Source organism: Desulfobulbaceae bacterium (assembly GCA_013792005.1).
In the GTDB taxonomy this organism is placed as follows: domain Bacteria; phylum Desulfobacterota; class Desulfobulbia; order Desulfobulbales; family VMSU01; genus VMSU01.
Genome location: VMSU01000145.1, coordinates 1 through 14,437, shown reverse-complemented (window position 1 = coordinate 14,437; position 14,437 = coordinate 1). Strand labels below are relative to the sequence as shown.

General features: G+C 49.7%; 11 protein-coding genes. 3 read left to right on the top strand and 8 right to left on the bottom strand.

Going from position 1 to position 14,437, the window contains the following annotated elements; genetic code table 11:
* Positions 1 to 16: 16 nt before the first annotated feature.
* The 5 genes from bioD to FP815_08795 all read right to left on the bottom strand — a co-directional run bounded on the left by bioD (position 17) and on the right by FP815_08795 (position 4,190).
* A complete protein-coding gene (gene bioD / locus FP815_08815) occupies positions 17 to 658 on the bottom strand; it encodes a dethiobiotin synthase (protein MBA3015041.1) in 642 nt (213 codons plus the stop codon).
* Positions 655 to 1,455 carry a methyltransferase domain-containing protein gene (locus FP815_08810; GenBank protein MBA3015040.1) on the bottom strand — a complete coding sequence of 267 codons (801 nt, stop codon included), beginning with the start codon at positions 1,453 to 1,455 and terminating at the stop codon, positions 655 to 657. Before FP815_08810 ends, bioD begins: the two co-directional genes overlap by 4 nt.
* Before the next feature lie 356 nt (positions 1,456 to 1,811).
* Complete coding sequence (locus tag FP815_08805; protein ID MBA3015039.1) at positions 1,812 to 2,477, bottom strand: alpha/beta hydrolase; 666 nt, start codon at positions 2,475 to 2,477, stop codon at positions 1,812 to 1,814.
* Positions 2,477 to 3,544 (bottom strand): 8-amino-7-oxononanoate synthase, encoded by a 1,068-nt coding sequence (locus tag FP815_08800; protein ID MBA3015038.1) that lies wholly within the window; start codon positions 3,542 to 3,544, stop codon positions 2,477 to 2,479. Before FP815_08800 ends, FP815_08805 begins: the two co-directional genes overlap by 1 nt.
* 136 nt (positions 3,545 to 3,680) lie before the next feature.
* Positions 3,681 to 4,190 (bottom strand): transcriptional regulator, encoded by a 510-nt coding sequence (locus tag FP815_08795; protein ID MBA3015037.1) that lies wholly within the window; start codon positions 4,188 to 4,190, stop codon positions 3,681 to 3,683.
* Between the two features lie 683 nt (positions 4,191 to 4,873).
* Between FP815_08795 and FP815_08790 the strand changes: the two genes are divergently transcribed.
* Positions 4,874 to 7,063: a thioredoxin domain-containing protein gene (locus FP815_08790; GenBank protein ID MBA3015036.1), complete on the top strand. Its 2,190-nt coding sequence runs from the start codon at positions 4,874 to 4,876 to the stop codon at positions 7,061 to 7,063.
* Between the two features lie 228 nt (positions 7,064 to 7,291).
* Positions 7,292 to 8,344, top strand: a complete 1,053-nt coding sequence (locus tag FP815_08785; GenBank protein MBA3015035.1) for a phosphoribosylformylglycinamidine cyclo-ligase — start codon at positions 7,292 to 7,294, stop codon at positions 8,342 to 8,344.
* A 162-nt stretch (positions 8,345 to 8,506) separates the two neighbouring features.
* Here FP815_08785 and FP815_08780 read toward each other — a convergent pair whose 3' ends face one another.
* Complete coding sequence (locus FP815_08780; protein MBA3015034.1) at positions 8,507 to 9,019, bottom strand: MogA/MoaB family molybdenum cofactor biosynthesis protein; 513 nt, start codon at positions 9,017 to 9,019, stop codon at positions 8,507 to 8,509.
* 27 nt (positions 9,020 to 9,046) lie between these two features.
* Positions 9,047 to 11,113, bottom strand: coding sequence for an elongation factor G (fusA, locus tag FP815_08775; GenBank protein MBA3015033.1), 2,067 nt, complete (start codon positions 11,111 to 11,113; stop codon positions 9,047 to 9,049).
* A gap of 466 nt (positions 11,114 to 11,579) precedes the next feature.
* Here fusA and murJ point away from each other — a divergent pair, with 466 nt between their 5' ends.
* Positions 11,580 to 13,175 carry a murein biosynthesis integral membrane protein MurJ gene (murJ, locus tag FP815_08770; GenBank protein MBA3015032.1) on the top strand — a complete coding sequence of 532 codons (1,596 nt, stop codon included), beginning with the start codon at positions 11,580 to 11,582 and terminating at the stop codon, positions 13,173 to 13,175.
* Between the two features lie 23 nt (positions 13,176 to 13,198).
* Here the strand turns inward: murJ and FP815_08765 are convergent, their stop codons facing one another.
* A complete protein-coding gene (locus FP815_08765) occupies positions 13,199 to 13,948 on the bottom strand; it encodes a 16S rRNA (uracil(1498)-N(3))-methyltransferase (GenBank protein ID MBA3015031.1) in 750 nt (249 codons plus the stop codon).
* Positions 13,949 to 14,437 lie beyond the last annotated feature (489 nt).

Genomic DNA, 14,437 nt, shown 5'->3' with positions numbered 1-14,437 from the left:
GTGGAAATACCCTTGTTTAGAAATCTTCCCCACTAAAATATTGTTCAAAACCAGTCCTGATCGTTTCTGTATTCACTGTTCGAAGCGGCGGGATTGTCGCTAAAACTGTGGTCTTGCCATAGCGCTCGATAGCCAGACGGCTGATCTCATCTGGCGATCCATTCATTACAACCCCCACTACCGCTATATTCTTGGACCGCAGCGCTGTTAGCGATAGCAGTGTGTGGTTGATGGTGCCTAGTCGAGTGCTGGCCACCAGCAGGACCGGGAGCCCCCAGGACTTGATGATATCGATCAACAGGTTGTCATCGTTGACCGGGACCATCACTCCGCCAGCGCCTTCGATGATCAGCCGTCCTGTAATTGGCGGCAGTTCGAGTTTTTTTGTATCAATAGTAATGCCGTCGATGGCGGCAGAGGCATGAGGAGAAACCGGTGTTCTCAGGCGATAAGCCTCTGGGAGAATAAGGTGCTCGGGAAGGCCGCTTAAGATCCGGACCATTTCGGTATCGGTCGGCTCATCTAACCCGCTTTGAATCGGTTTCCAATATGTGGCTTTTAGCCCAGTTGCCAGCATTGAGGCAATAATCGTCTTACCGACGTTGGTGTCTGTGCCTGATACTAGGAATTGAGGGGGGAGGAGTTCGTCAATTCTCATGTCTGAACCATTAAGGTGTTGATTTGGTAGGTTACGGTAACTGAATGTCGGGATTGTTCCTGCCAGCCGTTGATCAGTCGAGCCATTTGACCTCTGGTGAGACTGTAGGAATTGGTAGGGGTATTGGTTCCGGTATTTTTTAGAGATCGAAAAAAGTCGTGAACTGTCGGGTAGGAGATCTGGAGCATTTCTTCTCGCAGTGAATTTTGCTGGCCCAGCAATCTCAGACTCGTCTGGATCTGTTGGGTGTTGGGCAGGGGATTGGCAGTGCAGTGCAGGCCCAGGGTGTTTGCTGCCTGACGCCATTCTGGAAAGGATTGTTCTCCTAAGTAGGAGCACAGGAGGATGCCGCCGGGGAGGAGGGCGGAGCACAGTCGGTGCAGGCTTCCGGGGAGGTCATGAAACCATTGCAGGGTCAGGCATGAAATGATCAATGCATAGTGGTGGCGAGTGTCAATAGTCTCGGCATCGCATATCTGCCATTCGACACGGAGAGGATTGCTGGCGATTAACGGGGCCATGGTTGCGCGGTTTGCTGCGATCATGCCCGGGGCCAGGTCAATGAGAGTTAAGTGTCGATCTGCCAACAAGGTGGCGAGCTTTTTAGAAACAGCCCCAGTCCCGCAGCCTATTTCCAGTACCGGCCCGTCAGGTATCTGGGTTTTGATCTCGTTTAAACGATTGAGCAGGGAGTGCGCGGCACGCTGCTGCAGCGCGGCATGGTGGTCGTAGTGGGGCGCCGAGGCCGTGAAGCCGGCGGCTATTTTATTTTTCAGTCCTTCGGGAGAGAGCGTCATGATTCGGGGTAGCCAAAGATGATGGTCGAGCAGATAAGCGCAGACTTTGTTAAATTGACACTTTGGAGACAAATGGATTGTTGAGTTTGTTTACTTAGTTGAGAAATCGTCTCTTTGTCTTGCGCTGGAATAACGGAAAATAGCATTTTTGCTCATTAGGCACACCATATGTGTGGCCTTATTTGTAAAAACACCCTGCGCCTCGGAGTCTCTCTTCACTCGCTTACCTGTATAGTATATCGGCCCTTTCGGAGTCTCGCTGGCTCGCTTACCTGCTCAGCCAGCGGCTTCTTTTCTTGCGAGTTCATCAAAGGTGGCTGGTGACCCTTCCGCGAAAGGGGGAGATTGACAAGATGTCATTCGCCACTATGGGTTATGTGGCGATAAAAATCAACAATCAGATTGAGGCAAAGGCTGGGTTGGTTGAATGGGAGTCCATGCCCTGCGCCGTCGATTATCCTTAATTGGCTTTTTTTCGGCAAGACGGCTAACTCTTCAGCCCTGAGCGGAGAGATAATCCTGTCGTCCCGGCCATGGATTAGCAGGGTTGGCGGCCACCGCTGGCAGTAAGATTTTTCCAGCCGACTTTCATTTAAGACCTGTAAGTCGGATGTCAAGAGAGCGGTGTTGATGGTTTTGACATGGATGAGCGACTCGGTGAATTCACAGTCTCGATGAAAATCTCGGATCAATTGTTCTGGCTCTGTGGCAAGTCGTGAGAGCATTCGTTGGACGTGCCGTTTGGTGAAGCGGCCATCAGCAACGGTGTCGCCATGGAAGTGAGCGAAGCCGCTGATGATAACTACCATGTCAGCCATGTGGATCAAGTCTTGCGGGACGAGATGAATGCCCAGCGAGTGGCAGATCAGGATGGAATCTGGTTGGATGTCGGAGTTGTTAAGCAAGACCGACGTGTCCCAATATCCTCGGTTGCCGAGAATGGCAGGGGCGTCCAGTAAATCGAGCCATCCGTTCCAACAGGAACTGGAAAACCCCCAGCCATGCTGGAAAACGAATCTCATCAGGGGTGCGCCGTGAGGTAGGTCTTGATGGCTCGGAGCAATGTGTCTATCTGATCTTTTGTATGGTGACACGAGAGGGCGAGGCGGATTCTAGCGCTGCCTTGTTCAACCGTGGGGGGGCGAATGGCTGTTGCCAGGATAGCGCATTGGCTGAGCAGCCATTGTGACATGGAGACAGCTTTCTGGTCATTGCCAATAATCATTGGTACGATTTGAGTTGTCGAGTCCCCGGTGAATAGTTTAAGGGCGTGAAGTCCGTTGCGTAGGTATTGGGCTAGGTTCTGGAGATAGTCACGTTCGCTGTCCATGGTTGGGACCAGAGTAAGTGCGGCATCAATCGCCCCAAGGACTGGCGGCGGCAAGGCCGTGGAATAGATAAACCCGGTACAGTAATTGATTAAATACTCCCGTATTTCAGCAGAGCATACGACATAGGCCCCATAGGAGCCCAGACCTTTGCCAAAAGTTCCCATGATAATATCAATATCCTTGCCGCAGGCCAAACCCATTCCCTGGTAGCCTAAGACGCCGGTGGCATGAGCTTCGTCCACCATCACCAGGGCTCCGTATCGTTGACTGATGGTGATCAGGGTGTCAAGGTCGCAACGATCGCCATCCATGCTGTACACCGATTCGGTGATGATGAGAATTCGGTCCGTGGTGTGGGCGTGTCGGCCCAGCAATTCTTCTAAGTGCGAGAGATCGTTGTGGCGGAAGCGGAGAAGTCTGGCTCGGCTCAGTAGGACTCCCTGGATGATACTGTTGTGGCAGAGGCGATCAGCAAGGATCAGCGATTTTCGGTTGGCAAGTGCCGGGATGAGGGAGACGTTAGCCTGAAAACCAGAATTCATGATCAGCGCGGCCTCTTTTTCTTTGAGGGAGGCCAGGTGGGTCTCGATTCCTGCCACGGTGGGGGCAGTGCCGCAGACCAAACGTGATGCGGTTGAGCCGGTTCCGTGGGCGTGGATAAATCGTGCGGACCCTTCAACCAGGGCAGGGTGGCGGGCCAGACCAAGGTAATCGTTTGAACTGAAATTGATTACGGTCTGGCCGTTGACCTTGGCCATGCCTCCATCAAGGGGGGTTACTTCTTGTAATTCCCTGAGTTGGTGCGTCTGACGACGTCGATGGAGGGCGGTCTTGATGAAAGTGGAGCTGCTTTTTGGAGTCACAAGGGGTGAGCCGGTTCCGGTTAAATGCCGTTCAGCCGACTGCAACGGGCTCTTTCTTTGCCTTTTTGCCACTTGCTTTCTTGGTCGCCAGTTTTGTTTTGGCAGCGCTTTTTTCTTTTTTTGCGGCAATGGACTTCATGAGGTTTTCTGGGATACCCCGATCTTTGCCTGCTTTTTTGCGTGCGGTTGACAATGCCTTGGCACAGAGGGGTTGACGCAATTTTAAGCCATATTTTTTCCGGTACTCACGTCCGTTAAGGCCGTGGGAGGCGAGATGTTTTGGGGACAACATTTTGAACTCTTGACCACACTCCAGGCAAATGATCTTGTTCTTCTGTATTGATTTTTCTGGGGTGATGTCTGGAGCTGTTGATTCGCTTGTTAACTCTTCGCCGGGAGCTGACTGTTCATTGATCTGCAGGTTCATCAAAGTTTTGTAGGTAATCTGCAAGGCCGATGAGATCTCTTCTTGGGTCATGCTTTTTGATGCGCTTTGGGCTTGTACAATATCTGCCGCCATTTCTACTAGTGTTTTTCCCATGTCTGTATCCTCCTTTATCTTGATTTTCGTTAAGGTTACTATAGTGAGGGGTAATTTTCTATTATCCAATAAATAGAATGAATGAATAAAGTTTTTAGCTAAAACATTTATGGAGAAAAATCAATCAATAAGATTATTATTTTGTTGTTTGATTCTGATAGTATAGTTTGGATGAGGAAGAAGAAGTGGTGGATGGTCCTTTGTCAAAAGTAAAATATCGTGATTTTGTTTGGTGTCTGAAGGCGGATATTATTTTTATCCGATTCGTATTAATATGGTACTTGAGATGTAATTATACACTGGAAAATACTGATCGGTATCAGTATAGGATTAAGGCCATTTGTTGAGAGAATTGGCAGGGCATACCATTAGAAACATATGCTTTTGGTCTTGCTAGGATTAATTTTGACAGCTATATAATAAACTTTGATATTTTCCTGGTGTTGGTAGTTTTTTTAGTCATTAGAATAGTCATTTATTTAATCATAGGGTATTAGTTGATTAACTGAAATAGATTTGGGAATGACTCGGTTGGTGTTTGTTATCTGCTTAGTCATATTAAAAAAATCAAAAGAGATTTAAGGGGGTGCCTGATGCGGTTGGTTAACTCGCGATTATTGGTTTTTTCAACACTTACTGCATTTCTTTGGTCATCGATAAGCTTTGGAGGAGAAACACTTACTATGAAACCTGTTCATGATAAATCTGCAACTGATGCCGGAGGGAAAGAAAAAGTTGCCGGTCGCAAGGCGAATCGGCTTATTGGCGAGTCCAGCCCATACTTACTGCAGCACGCCTATAACCCGGTTGACTGGAATCCCTGGGATGATGAGGCTATTGCCAGGGCTCGGCGAGAGAATAAGCCCATTTTTCTTTCTATAGGCTACTCGACGTGTCACTGGTGTCATGTTATGGAGCGGGAGTCTTTTGAGGATCCGGCGATAGCAGCTATTTTGAATCAATACTTTGTCTGCATTAAGGTGGATAGGGAGGAGAGGCCAGATCTTGATCAGGTATATATGGCAGTGACTCTGGCAATGACCGGGAGTGGCGGTTGGCCGATGTCGGTTTTTTTGACCCCTGAGCTTAAGCCGTTTTTTGCTGGTACCTATTTTCCTCCTCAGAGCGCTTTTGGTCGTCCAGGATTTGCGGACCTTCTGCAAAAAATTCATCTTTCTTGGGAAAAGGATCATGAAATGATTGTAAAGAAGTCAGACGAATTGCTTCAGCATCTTGTCGAGTCCCAGGCGAGTTCCGATGAGAAGAAGTTGGTTGTGGAGGCGACATCCGCAGCCGCTGCAGAGCAGCTGACCCGTGGGTATGATGCACAGAACGGAGGCTTTGGGAATGCCCCTAAGTTTCCGCGGCCAGCAGGACTCGCCTTTTTGCTTCGATACGGGCAGCGAACCGGGGATTCTCGTGTTCTTGATATGGTGTTCGTTACTCTTAGAAAGATGGCTGCTGGTGGGTTGTGGGATCAGCTTGGAGGTGGGTTTCATCGTTACTCAGTGGATGCGGGGTGGCGGGTCCCTCATTTTGAAAAGATGCTTTACGATCAGGCCCAACTTGCCACATTATATCTTGAAGCGGCTCAACTTTCCCGTGATCCCTTGTTCAAGGAGGTCGCGGCAAAGACACTCGATTATGTTCTGGCCTCCATGCGGGATGAGGCAGGAGGGTTCTATTCAGCAGAAGATGCGGACAGCCCGAAACCAGACAACCCGAAAGAGCAGCAGGAGGGCGCCTATTACGTGTGGACTGCTGCGGAACTTAACTCTTTCTTGACTGAAGAAGAGGGGGCCATGGTGAGGTATCGCTATGGAATTGTTGCAGATGGAAACGTTGCTGATGATCCTCATGGAGAACTTCGCGGGAAAAATATTCTCTATCTAGCCCATGATTTTATCGAAACTGCGAAGCATTTTTCAGTCGATGAAAACCATGTCAGGACGGTCTTGATTCGTGCCGAAAAAAAGATGCTTACCGAACGTGGCAAGAGACCACGACCTCATCTGGATGATAAAGTCCTGGCCAGTTGGAATGGCTTGATGATTAGCGCGCTGGCCAAGGGGGCATTGGTTCTTGGGCAGGAGCGATATCTCCATGCCGCTGAGCGGGCGGGGAAATTTATTCGTACGACTTTGATTGATTCGGGAAAAAATGCGAAGGACACTTCATCCCTACGGGTGTGGCGCCGTTATCGCAACGGGACGGCGGGAATTTCAGGACACCTCGATGATTACGCATTTACCATCCAAGGGTTTTTGGATCTTTACGAGGCATCATCTGATTGGCATTGGCTCGAATTGGCACTTGCACTTACAGAGGTTCAAAACAGCTTATTCAAGGATGATAAGAAGGGTGGATTTTTCGAGACAACAGGTAAGGATCAGACGGTTATTATGCGGATGAAAAGTGACTATGACGGGGCTGAGCCAGCGGGTAACTCTGTGTCAGCCATGAATTTTGCGCGGTTGGGAAGGATTTTTGGAGATAAAATCTTGCTTGAACAGGCGGATCAGACCATGAATTTCTTTGCTGGTAAGCTCCACCAGTCCCCAGGGGCTTTGCCTCAAATGCTGTCAGCTGGTGAGTTTTTGCGAAGAAAGCCGATGCAGATTGTTATCGCTGGCGATAGGGGAGCAGGTGATACCAAGGCTATGCTTCAGGTCGTGGCCGAGTTCTTTCTCCCCAACAAGGTGGTGTTGTTTAACGATGGAACGCCAATGCCAGAAAGCTTGGCTGGCAAGTTGTCGTCACTTGCGTATATGGTTAAACAGAGTGATAAGGCAACGGCCTATGTCTGTGAAAATTTCGCGTGTCAACAGCCAATCACAGAGGTAGAGACATTGCGGACCATGTTAGGGCAATAACAAATTGACTTTTGAGCTGATGGAGATTACAAAAGCATTGATAAGAAAAATGGGTGCTATCTTCGCAGGGCAACCCGATGATGGGGTAGAGATTGTAGGTGTTGGGAGAAATCTGACACCGCGCATTTTCGGGTTGAGCAAGGCACGTTGTGATTAATTAACACACGGGAATCTGTCCGGACAAAGTTTTTTTACCGGGAGATGTGTCCAGTGTATCTGGGTTGGGATATGAAAGAAAAAAAAGGCTCACGATATGCCGAGGCCGGCGTAGATATTGATAAGGCAAATTCCTTTATTGATCGCATTAAGCCATTGGTATCAGCGACATTTCAACGAGGAGTGTTGACCGACATTGGTGGCTTTGGTGGTTTGTTTGCTTTGGGTGGTTCCCGCTATAAAGATCCGGTGTTGGTCGCTTCTACCGATGGGGTCGGTACTAAGTTAAAAATTGCCGAGTTGTGCAATAAGCATGACACAATTGGAATTGATTTAGTGGCGATGTGCGTCAACGATGTTGTTGTGTCTGGGGCTAGGCCTTTGTTTTTCCTTGATTATTTTGCCGTGGGAAAACTTGACGTCGATCAGGCGACAGACGTGGTCAGGGGGATTGCCAAGGGTTGCGAGTTGTCCAAGTGCTCTTTGATTGGTGGTGAAACAGCAGAGATGCCGGGACATTATACCCCAGGTTCCTATGACCTGGCAGGTTTTACGGTCGGAATTGCTGAGCGAAATGAACTTATCGACGGCTCGGAGATCAAGGTGGGGGACAAGCTGATTGGCCTGGCCTCAAGCGGTATTCATAGCAACGGGTACTCTCTGGTTCGCAAGATCTGCTTTGAGGAGCTGGGGCTATCGGTTAATGATCAGATTCCGGAATTGGGATCTACTCTTGGTGAGGCATTGTTGACACCGACACGGATTTATACTGAGACCGTGCTGAATGTCATCAAAAATTACCAGGTTCGAGGTGTGGTGCATATCACCGGTGGCGGCTTTACCGATAATGTGCCTAGGGTATTACCTGAGGGGAGCAAGGCGGTCATAGCTGGCGACTCCTGGCCCAGACAACCAATTTTTGAATTCTTGCAACAACAGGGAGATCTCACCCCTGATGAGATGTATCGGACTTTTAACTGCGGTATTGGTATGATCCTTATCGTTACTGCCAAGGATGAGGAAGACTGCATGCGGCAGTTGGCTGCCTTGGGGGAAACGCCCTATGTGATTGGCGAGATAGCTGTTCGTACAAGGAAGGAAGAGGAGCAGGTTGAAATTATCTGATTGATGCTTGTAGTCCGAGGAGTTTTGCCCTCTTGCTGGTTGTTATATCCCCTTGTTGTTCCTTTTTTGACCTGTCGATTTCAGGCGTGTCGTATTTTAAGATGTATCGCGGGACCTTTGCTGATTCCGTGATGCGTCTCACGCTTAATCCGTGGCATGGTCTCATTCCCCTCCGCAATCGTCCCCCCCCCCTTTGATTTTGTAAATCGCGTGAACAAGGCATGGTAAGATGATGGCGATATTTTCTTCTGCCGCCTTTGTGCTTCCGGGGAGATTGGTAATTAGCGTCTGTCCGCGCACCCCGCTTCTCCCCCGTGATAACATGGCCCGTGGTGTTATCTTGAAGCTCTCCATGCGCATGGCTTCACTGATACCAGGGATTTCGATATCCAGGACCGCCATGGTCGCCTCTGGTGTACGGTCACGTGGACTTACCCCGGTGCCGCCGGTGGTGACAACTAGGTCAAGTTTTAGTCTATCACTCCAGTCAATCAAGACCTCTTTGATCAGTGACTCCTCATCGGCGATAATCTGATATGCTGTTACAAGGAACCCTTCCTTGGTCAAGATGTTCTGTAATGACTGTCCACTTTCGTCTTTTCTCAATCCTGCAGCACCTTTGTCGCTCAGGGTAAGAATCCCGCATTGGTAGCTATGGGTGGGGAGTGGGGTCAGTTCAGGCACCTGTGACTCCTCGCCCTTTTATGCCGCTTCCTTGGTGGCGGCGATAATCGTATGTGTGAGGTGGGCTGGAACTTCCTGGTAGTGAGAGAAATCAGTGAAGAAAAGCCCGCGTCCTCCGGTTATGGCGGTTAGGGTCGGGGCGTATTCCAGGATTTCGGCCATTGGGGCCTGGGCTTTAATGACTTCCAGTTTGCTTTCTGAATCCATGCCCATGACCTTGCCGCGGCGGCTGTTAAGGTCGCCAATGACATCACCGACGCACTCCTTGGGCACTTGGATCGTTAAATTTGAGATCGGTTCCAGGAGTATCGGAGTTGCCTCCATCACCCCTTTCTTGAAGGCCATCGAGCCGGATATCTTGAACGCCATCTCAGAAGAATCGACGTTGTGGAATGATCCGTCGACCAGGCCGACCTTGAGGTCGACCACCGGGTAACCAGCCAAAACACCGTTTGCCATCGCCTCCTGCACACCTTTGTCAACAGCCGGGATATACTGTTTGGGGATGACTCCGCCAACAATTCGATCTTCAAAGAGATAGCCTTCACCTCTGGGCATGGGTTCGATCTCCAGCCAGTTGTCGGCGTATTGGCCCCTGCCTCCCGACTGTTTCTTGTGTTTGTACTGGACTCGGGCTTTGCCTTTGATGGTCTCGCGGTACGGTACCTTAGGCGGCTGTAACTCCATCTCCACCCCGTACTTGCGTTTGATTTTCTCACCAAGAATCTTGAGATGGATCTGGCCAACACCGGATAGGAGGATCTCGTTGGTTTGGGGTTCGCGGGTCAGTCTCAAGGTTGGATCTTCTTCCAGCATTTTGGTGATAGAAGAAAAGAGTTTATCCTCACTATCTTTTTTGCTGGTTGTAACCGCATAGGAAACCACTGGGCTGAGTGGTGATTTTACGGGATAGACGATCGGGTTGGCTTCGTCGCAGAGGGTGTGGCCGGTGGTGGTCTCTTTGAGCTTGGCTACGGCCACAATCATCCCAGGTGAAGCGCTGGCGGTGGGCTGGTTGCCCTTTCCCTCAAGGAGGAGAAGCTGGCCGAATTTCTCAGGAGTTTCTTTGCTGGCGTTGTAAAATGAGTCGTTTGACAGGGTCCCTGAAATTACCCTCATTATTGAGAGTCTGCCCGCGTACGGATCGGCCATGGTCTTGAAGACAATGGCCGAAAACGACTCAGAGGGTGATGGTTGTCTTTCGCTGGATTTGTTGGTCTTGGGGTTGATGCCAATAGCGGCTGGGCGATCCAGCGGCGAGGGTAGGATGTCAATGATGGCGTTGAGCAGGGGCTCTGTGCCATAGTTGTTTAGCGCGGAGCCTACGACGATTGGATAGAGCTTGGCTGATTTGACCGCTTGGATGAGTCCTTGCTGGAGGTCATCGTCGAGCAATACTCCTTCTTCGAGGAATTTTTCAATGAGTGCGTCATCGGTTTCGGCGACCATCTCCATGAGTTGTTCCCGGTAGGAGGCTACATCGGCCTGCATATCTTTTGGGATCAGACCCTTTTTTACTTTGCCGGTTGTGCCATCAAAGAGATAGGCCTCTTGGGTCAGGATGTCGACTACGCCCTTGAAGTTGGCTTCTGCTCCAATGGGAAGGTGGAGTACGGCAGTTTTCATCGGCAGGGAGTCATTGATCTCGCCAATGGTTTTTTTGAAGTCGGCCCGTTCCCTGTCCATTTTATTGATGAAGATCAACCCTGGGAGTTGATTTTCTTGTATTAAATTGACAAATTTTTCTGTTTGGTGTTTGACTCCCAGCACTGCGCCGATTATGAAGATGGCAGAATCCACCACCTGGGCTGTGGAATAGGTGTCGTTTAGAAAATTATCGTCGCCTGGAGTGTCAGTCAGGAAAACAGTGTGCTTTGCCCACTCGAAGTGATTGAAGGCGGCGCTGATGGTGAGGTTGTGCTGGATCTCTTCCTGTTCGAAGTCCATACACGAGGTCCCTTCGTCTACCTTGCCAAGACGGTTAATTTTGCCGGAGGTGAACAGTAAGGCTTCTGCCAGCGAAGTTTTTCCGCATTTGCTGTGCCCGAACAAACCAATATTCCTTATTGTTTGACTCTCTTTCATGGTATCTCCGCTGGGTAAGTAGGGTGTTTGAATGGAATTGTTACGATATCTGGCTCCTGCGGTTGCAATGTCTTTGAAATCTATGGCTAATATAAAGAAGGTGACATTGTCAACAGGATATTCTCTGCCTCCCTAATTGCTGAGGCTATTTGTTTCTTTTGTTAATCATTAATTTTTAACGTAAAGACAATATGTTGCTAATGTTTTATGTGATAGTTTTTGAATGTTTTTTTTGAGCGAAACGGGAATTTGATCAAGAAAATTAAAATTCCCGGACTGGACTTTTTTTGAAATTATCCACGGACTGGCATCAGACATGTCTCCCACAGAACCAGCATGCTTGCAGGGTGGTCCAGGAATGACGATTTTTGGTTCGGTATACATTAATGCTGCTTGCCCTCTTTAAGGATTTGGAAGTCTCAATGGTATGTCTTGAAACTCTCCCCCTGATTTGTCGGATACGCTAATGCAAAAGGCGTCTTCCAATACTGGGACGATAGCCCGGTCGGCTGGTCTGGTCAGCGTGGCGGTGATGTGCAGCCGGGTTCTTGGTCTGGTGCGCGAACAGGTCATGGCCGCCTTGTTTGGTGCGGGAAAGGAATATGACGCCTTTGTTGTCGCTTTCCGTATTCCCAACCTGCTGCGGGATCTCTTTGCGGAAGGTGCGTTATCTTCAGCCTTTGTCGCTGTGTTTACTGATTATGATAGCACTAAGGGGGCGGAAGAGACCTGGCGCTTGGCCAACAATGTCTTTTCAGGTATTGCTGTGATCCTCAGTCTTGTTACCCTCCTGGGAATGGCGTTCTCCGGACCGCTGGTCGGACTGATTGCCCCTGATTTTGTTCTGGTCGTTGGCAAGGCAGAGTTAACTCGGCTTTTGACTGTGATTATGTTTCCCTTTTTGATTTTTGTCTCCATGGCTGCGGTAGTGATGGGGATTTTGAATAGTAAGGGACGTTTCTTTATCCCTTCACTGGCATCAAGTTTTTTTAATGTCGGTTCTATTGTCGGTGGGGTTGGGTTGTCCTTGCTTTTGCCGAGATTCGGTCACCCTGCTATTGTTGGAATGGCTATCGGCACCTTGTTGGGCGGCTTTCTGCAGCTTGTCTGCCAGATCCCGGCTTTGCGTTCTACGGGTTTTACCCTGCGTCCGGTACTGGATTGGTCTGATCCTGGCCTGCGCCGGGTTTTTCTGCTGATGATTCCTGCCATTATTGGTCTGGGTGCGACTCAGATCAATATCTTCGTTAATACTAATTTTGCCTCTTCCTGTGCTGAGGGCAGTGTCTCCTGGTTGAACTACGCCTTCCGTCTGGTGCAGTTTCCTATCGGGATGTTCGGGGTGGCTGTGTCAATTGCCGCGATGCCGGTGATTGCTCGGAGTGCGGCACTCAGGGATCTCCATGCAGTTCGCGAGACCTATGTCTCGGCCCTGACCATGGGATTTTGTCTGTCGATTCCGGCAACTGTTGGGCTGTGGGTTCTGGCTGAACCCCTGATTAAGGTAATATTTCAGCATGGTAATTTTGGCCCTGTGGATACCATCCGCACTGCCGAGGCGCTGTCATTTTATGTGGTCGGCCTTTTTGCGTACTCGGCGGTGAAGATTACGGTTCCGGTATTCTATGCCTTAAATGACACCAAATATCCTGTCATCGGGAGTTTTCTGGCGGTGGCCGCCAATATCCTGATCATCACTCTCAGTATCGATGCCATGCAGCATAAGGCTGTTGCTTTGGGGACCTCCTGCGCCATGATTGGCAATTTTTTGTTTCTGAGTCTGATTCTGTACCGTCGTTTGTCCGGGTACTCGTTGTTATATTTAGGGCGGGGTGTGTTTAAGGTTTGCGCTGCGTCAGCGGTCATGTGGTTGTGGTTGCACCTGGCCCGAGAGGTGCTGGGAGGAAGATCGGTGCCTGATATTGCCGCACTGGTCTTTCTTCTTGTTTCGGCGGTTATGGTCTACGGCGGAACTCTTTACGGGATGCGGCTTCACGAGTTGACCGTGCTGGTGGATAAGGTTAGGGCCAGAGTGAGTAGGCAAAAAGATGAAAAAAAGTAAGGGATGGTTGCGCAGCAAGGCCCTTATTCTGCAACACCTTGAGTTGCTCTTTGTTGGAGCAGGGCGATCTGGGCGATAATGGCCGGAACGGCTGTGTCAACCCGAAGTATTCGGGGGCCAAGGCTGAATGGCAAAAATCTGGCATCATGAAATAGGGACAGTTCGTGATCTATCCATCCCCCTTCCGGACCAATAGCGAGAAGGGTTTTTCCGGGTGGTGTTGAACAGAAATTATCGGCTATGCTTGTAATACCGTCTGGGTGGGCGATTATTTTCCGGCTGGCGGTAACCGTTGGTAGAATATCCTCGATAAATGGTTTGAAGCGGTGGTGGATCGAGACTGTAGGTGCGATGGTGTCAATTGCCTGCTCCAGTCCATTGTGCAGGAAAGGGGCAAAATCGCCGTATTTGGTCGGGCTTGCCTCGAAAAAACTCTTTTCTACCCGGTTGGCGTTGATAAGAAAGAGATGGTTGACCCCAAGGGCTGCTATCTGGGCCAGTACCCGCTTCAGCATGATAGGGCGGGGCAGGGCGAGAATCAGATCAAGCTCCAGTCTGACCGGAGGAGGGGTGCTCGCCTCAATCGTCAGGATAACAGTGTGGCGGGAGATATCTGCTACAGTTCCGGTTCCCATGAGTCCGTTAACGATACCGACTCGCACGGTATCTCCCACCTTTACTTTTAAAATTTTCCGGAGATGTTCGGCACGGCGGTCTTTCAGGTGTACCTGTCGATCATCAAGCTCGTCGGTTTGAATAAGAATGAGGTTCATGTGGGGAGTGAAGGGTAGGGGGGTAGTCGCTTAAGAGTTGGTCGTAGAGGGGGAAGGCTGAGATTAAGCTCCGTTGTGCGTCGGTGTCGTTGTTATTCTAATGAGAGTTGCTAAGGTTTACGGGTAACATAATTATAGTCAGTCAATGATCAGCAAATGGTAGGACGCACTAACCGCCAACTGATAACCTGATCAGTTTACATTTCAACTTATGATGGCGTCGCAAGAAGTCCGATCTACTGCGTTGCAGCGCACTTTTGCTCATTCGGCACACCATATGTGTGGCCTCATTCGCAAAAGCACACTGCGCCTTGTATATCGGCCCTTTCGGAGTCTCGGAGACTCGCGTACCTGCTTAGCCATCCCGTGATTTTTTGCGAGACCATCAACTTATGATTATTATCTATAACATACTTCAGATTCTGTTGCTCCTGATTCTTGGCCCCTTTCTGGCTGTGTGGGTAGTCGTCTCGGCCAAATATCGTCATC

What these genes read in the sequence shown, in the direction of transcription:
- FP815_08800 (MBA3015038.1), bottom strand. Translation starts at nt 3,544, where the DNA reads ATGGCCAAGGTCAACGGCCAGACCGTAATCAATTTCAGTTCAAACGAT.
- FP815_08795 (MBA3015037.1), bottom strand. Translation starts at nt 4,190, where the DNA reads ATGGGAAAAACACTAGTAGAAATGGCGGCAGATATTGTACAAGCCCAA.
- FP815_08765 (MBA3015031.1), bottom strand. Translation starts at nt 13,948, where the DNA reads ATGAACCTCATTCTTATTCAAACCGACGAGCTTGATGATCGACAGGTA.
- FP815_08810 (MBA3015040.1), bottom strand. Translation starts at nt 1,455, where the DNA reads ATGACGCTCTCTCCCGAAGGACTGAAAAATAAAATAGCCGCCGGCTTC.
- bioD (MBA3015041.1), bottom strand. Translation starts at nt 658, where the DNA reads ATGAGAATTGACGAACTCCTCCCCCCTCAATTCCTAGTATCAGGCACA.
- FP815_08805 (MBA3015039.1), bottom strand. Translation starts at nt 2,477, where the DNA reads ATGAGATTCGTTTTCCAGCATGGCTGGGGGTTTTCCAGTTCCTGTTGG.
- fusA (MBA3015033.1), bottom strand. Translation starts at nt 11,113, where the DNA reads ATGAAAGAGAGTCAAACAATAAGGAATATTGGTTTGTTCGGGCACAGC.
- murJ (MBA3015032.1), top strand. Translation starts at nt 11,580, where the DNA reads ATGCAAAAGGCGTCTTCCAATACTGGGACGATAGCCCGGTCGGCTGGT.
- FP815_08790 (MBA3015036.1), top strand. Translation starts at nt 4,874, where the DNA reads ATGAAACCTGTTCATGATAAATCTGCAACTGATGCCGGAGGGAAAGAA.
- FP815_08785 (MBA3015035.1), top strand. Translation starts at nt 7,292, where the DNA reads ATGAAAGAAAAAAAAGGCTCACGATATGCCGAGGCCGGCGTAGATATT.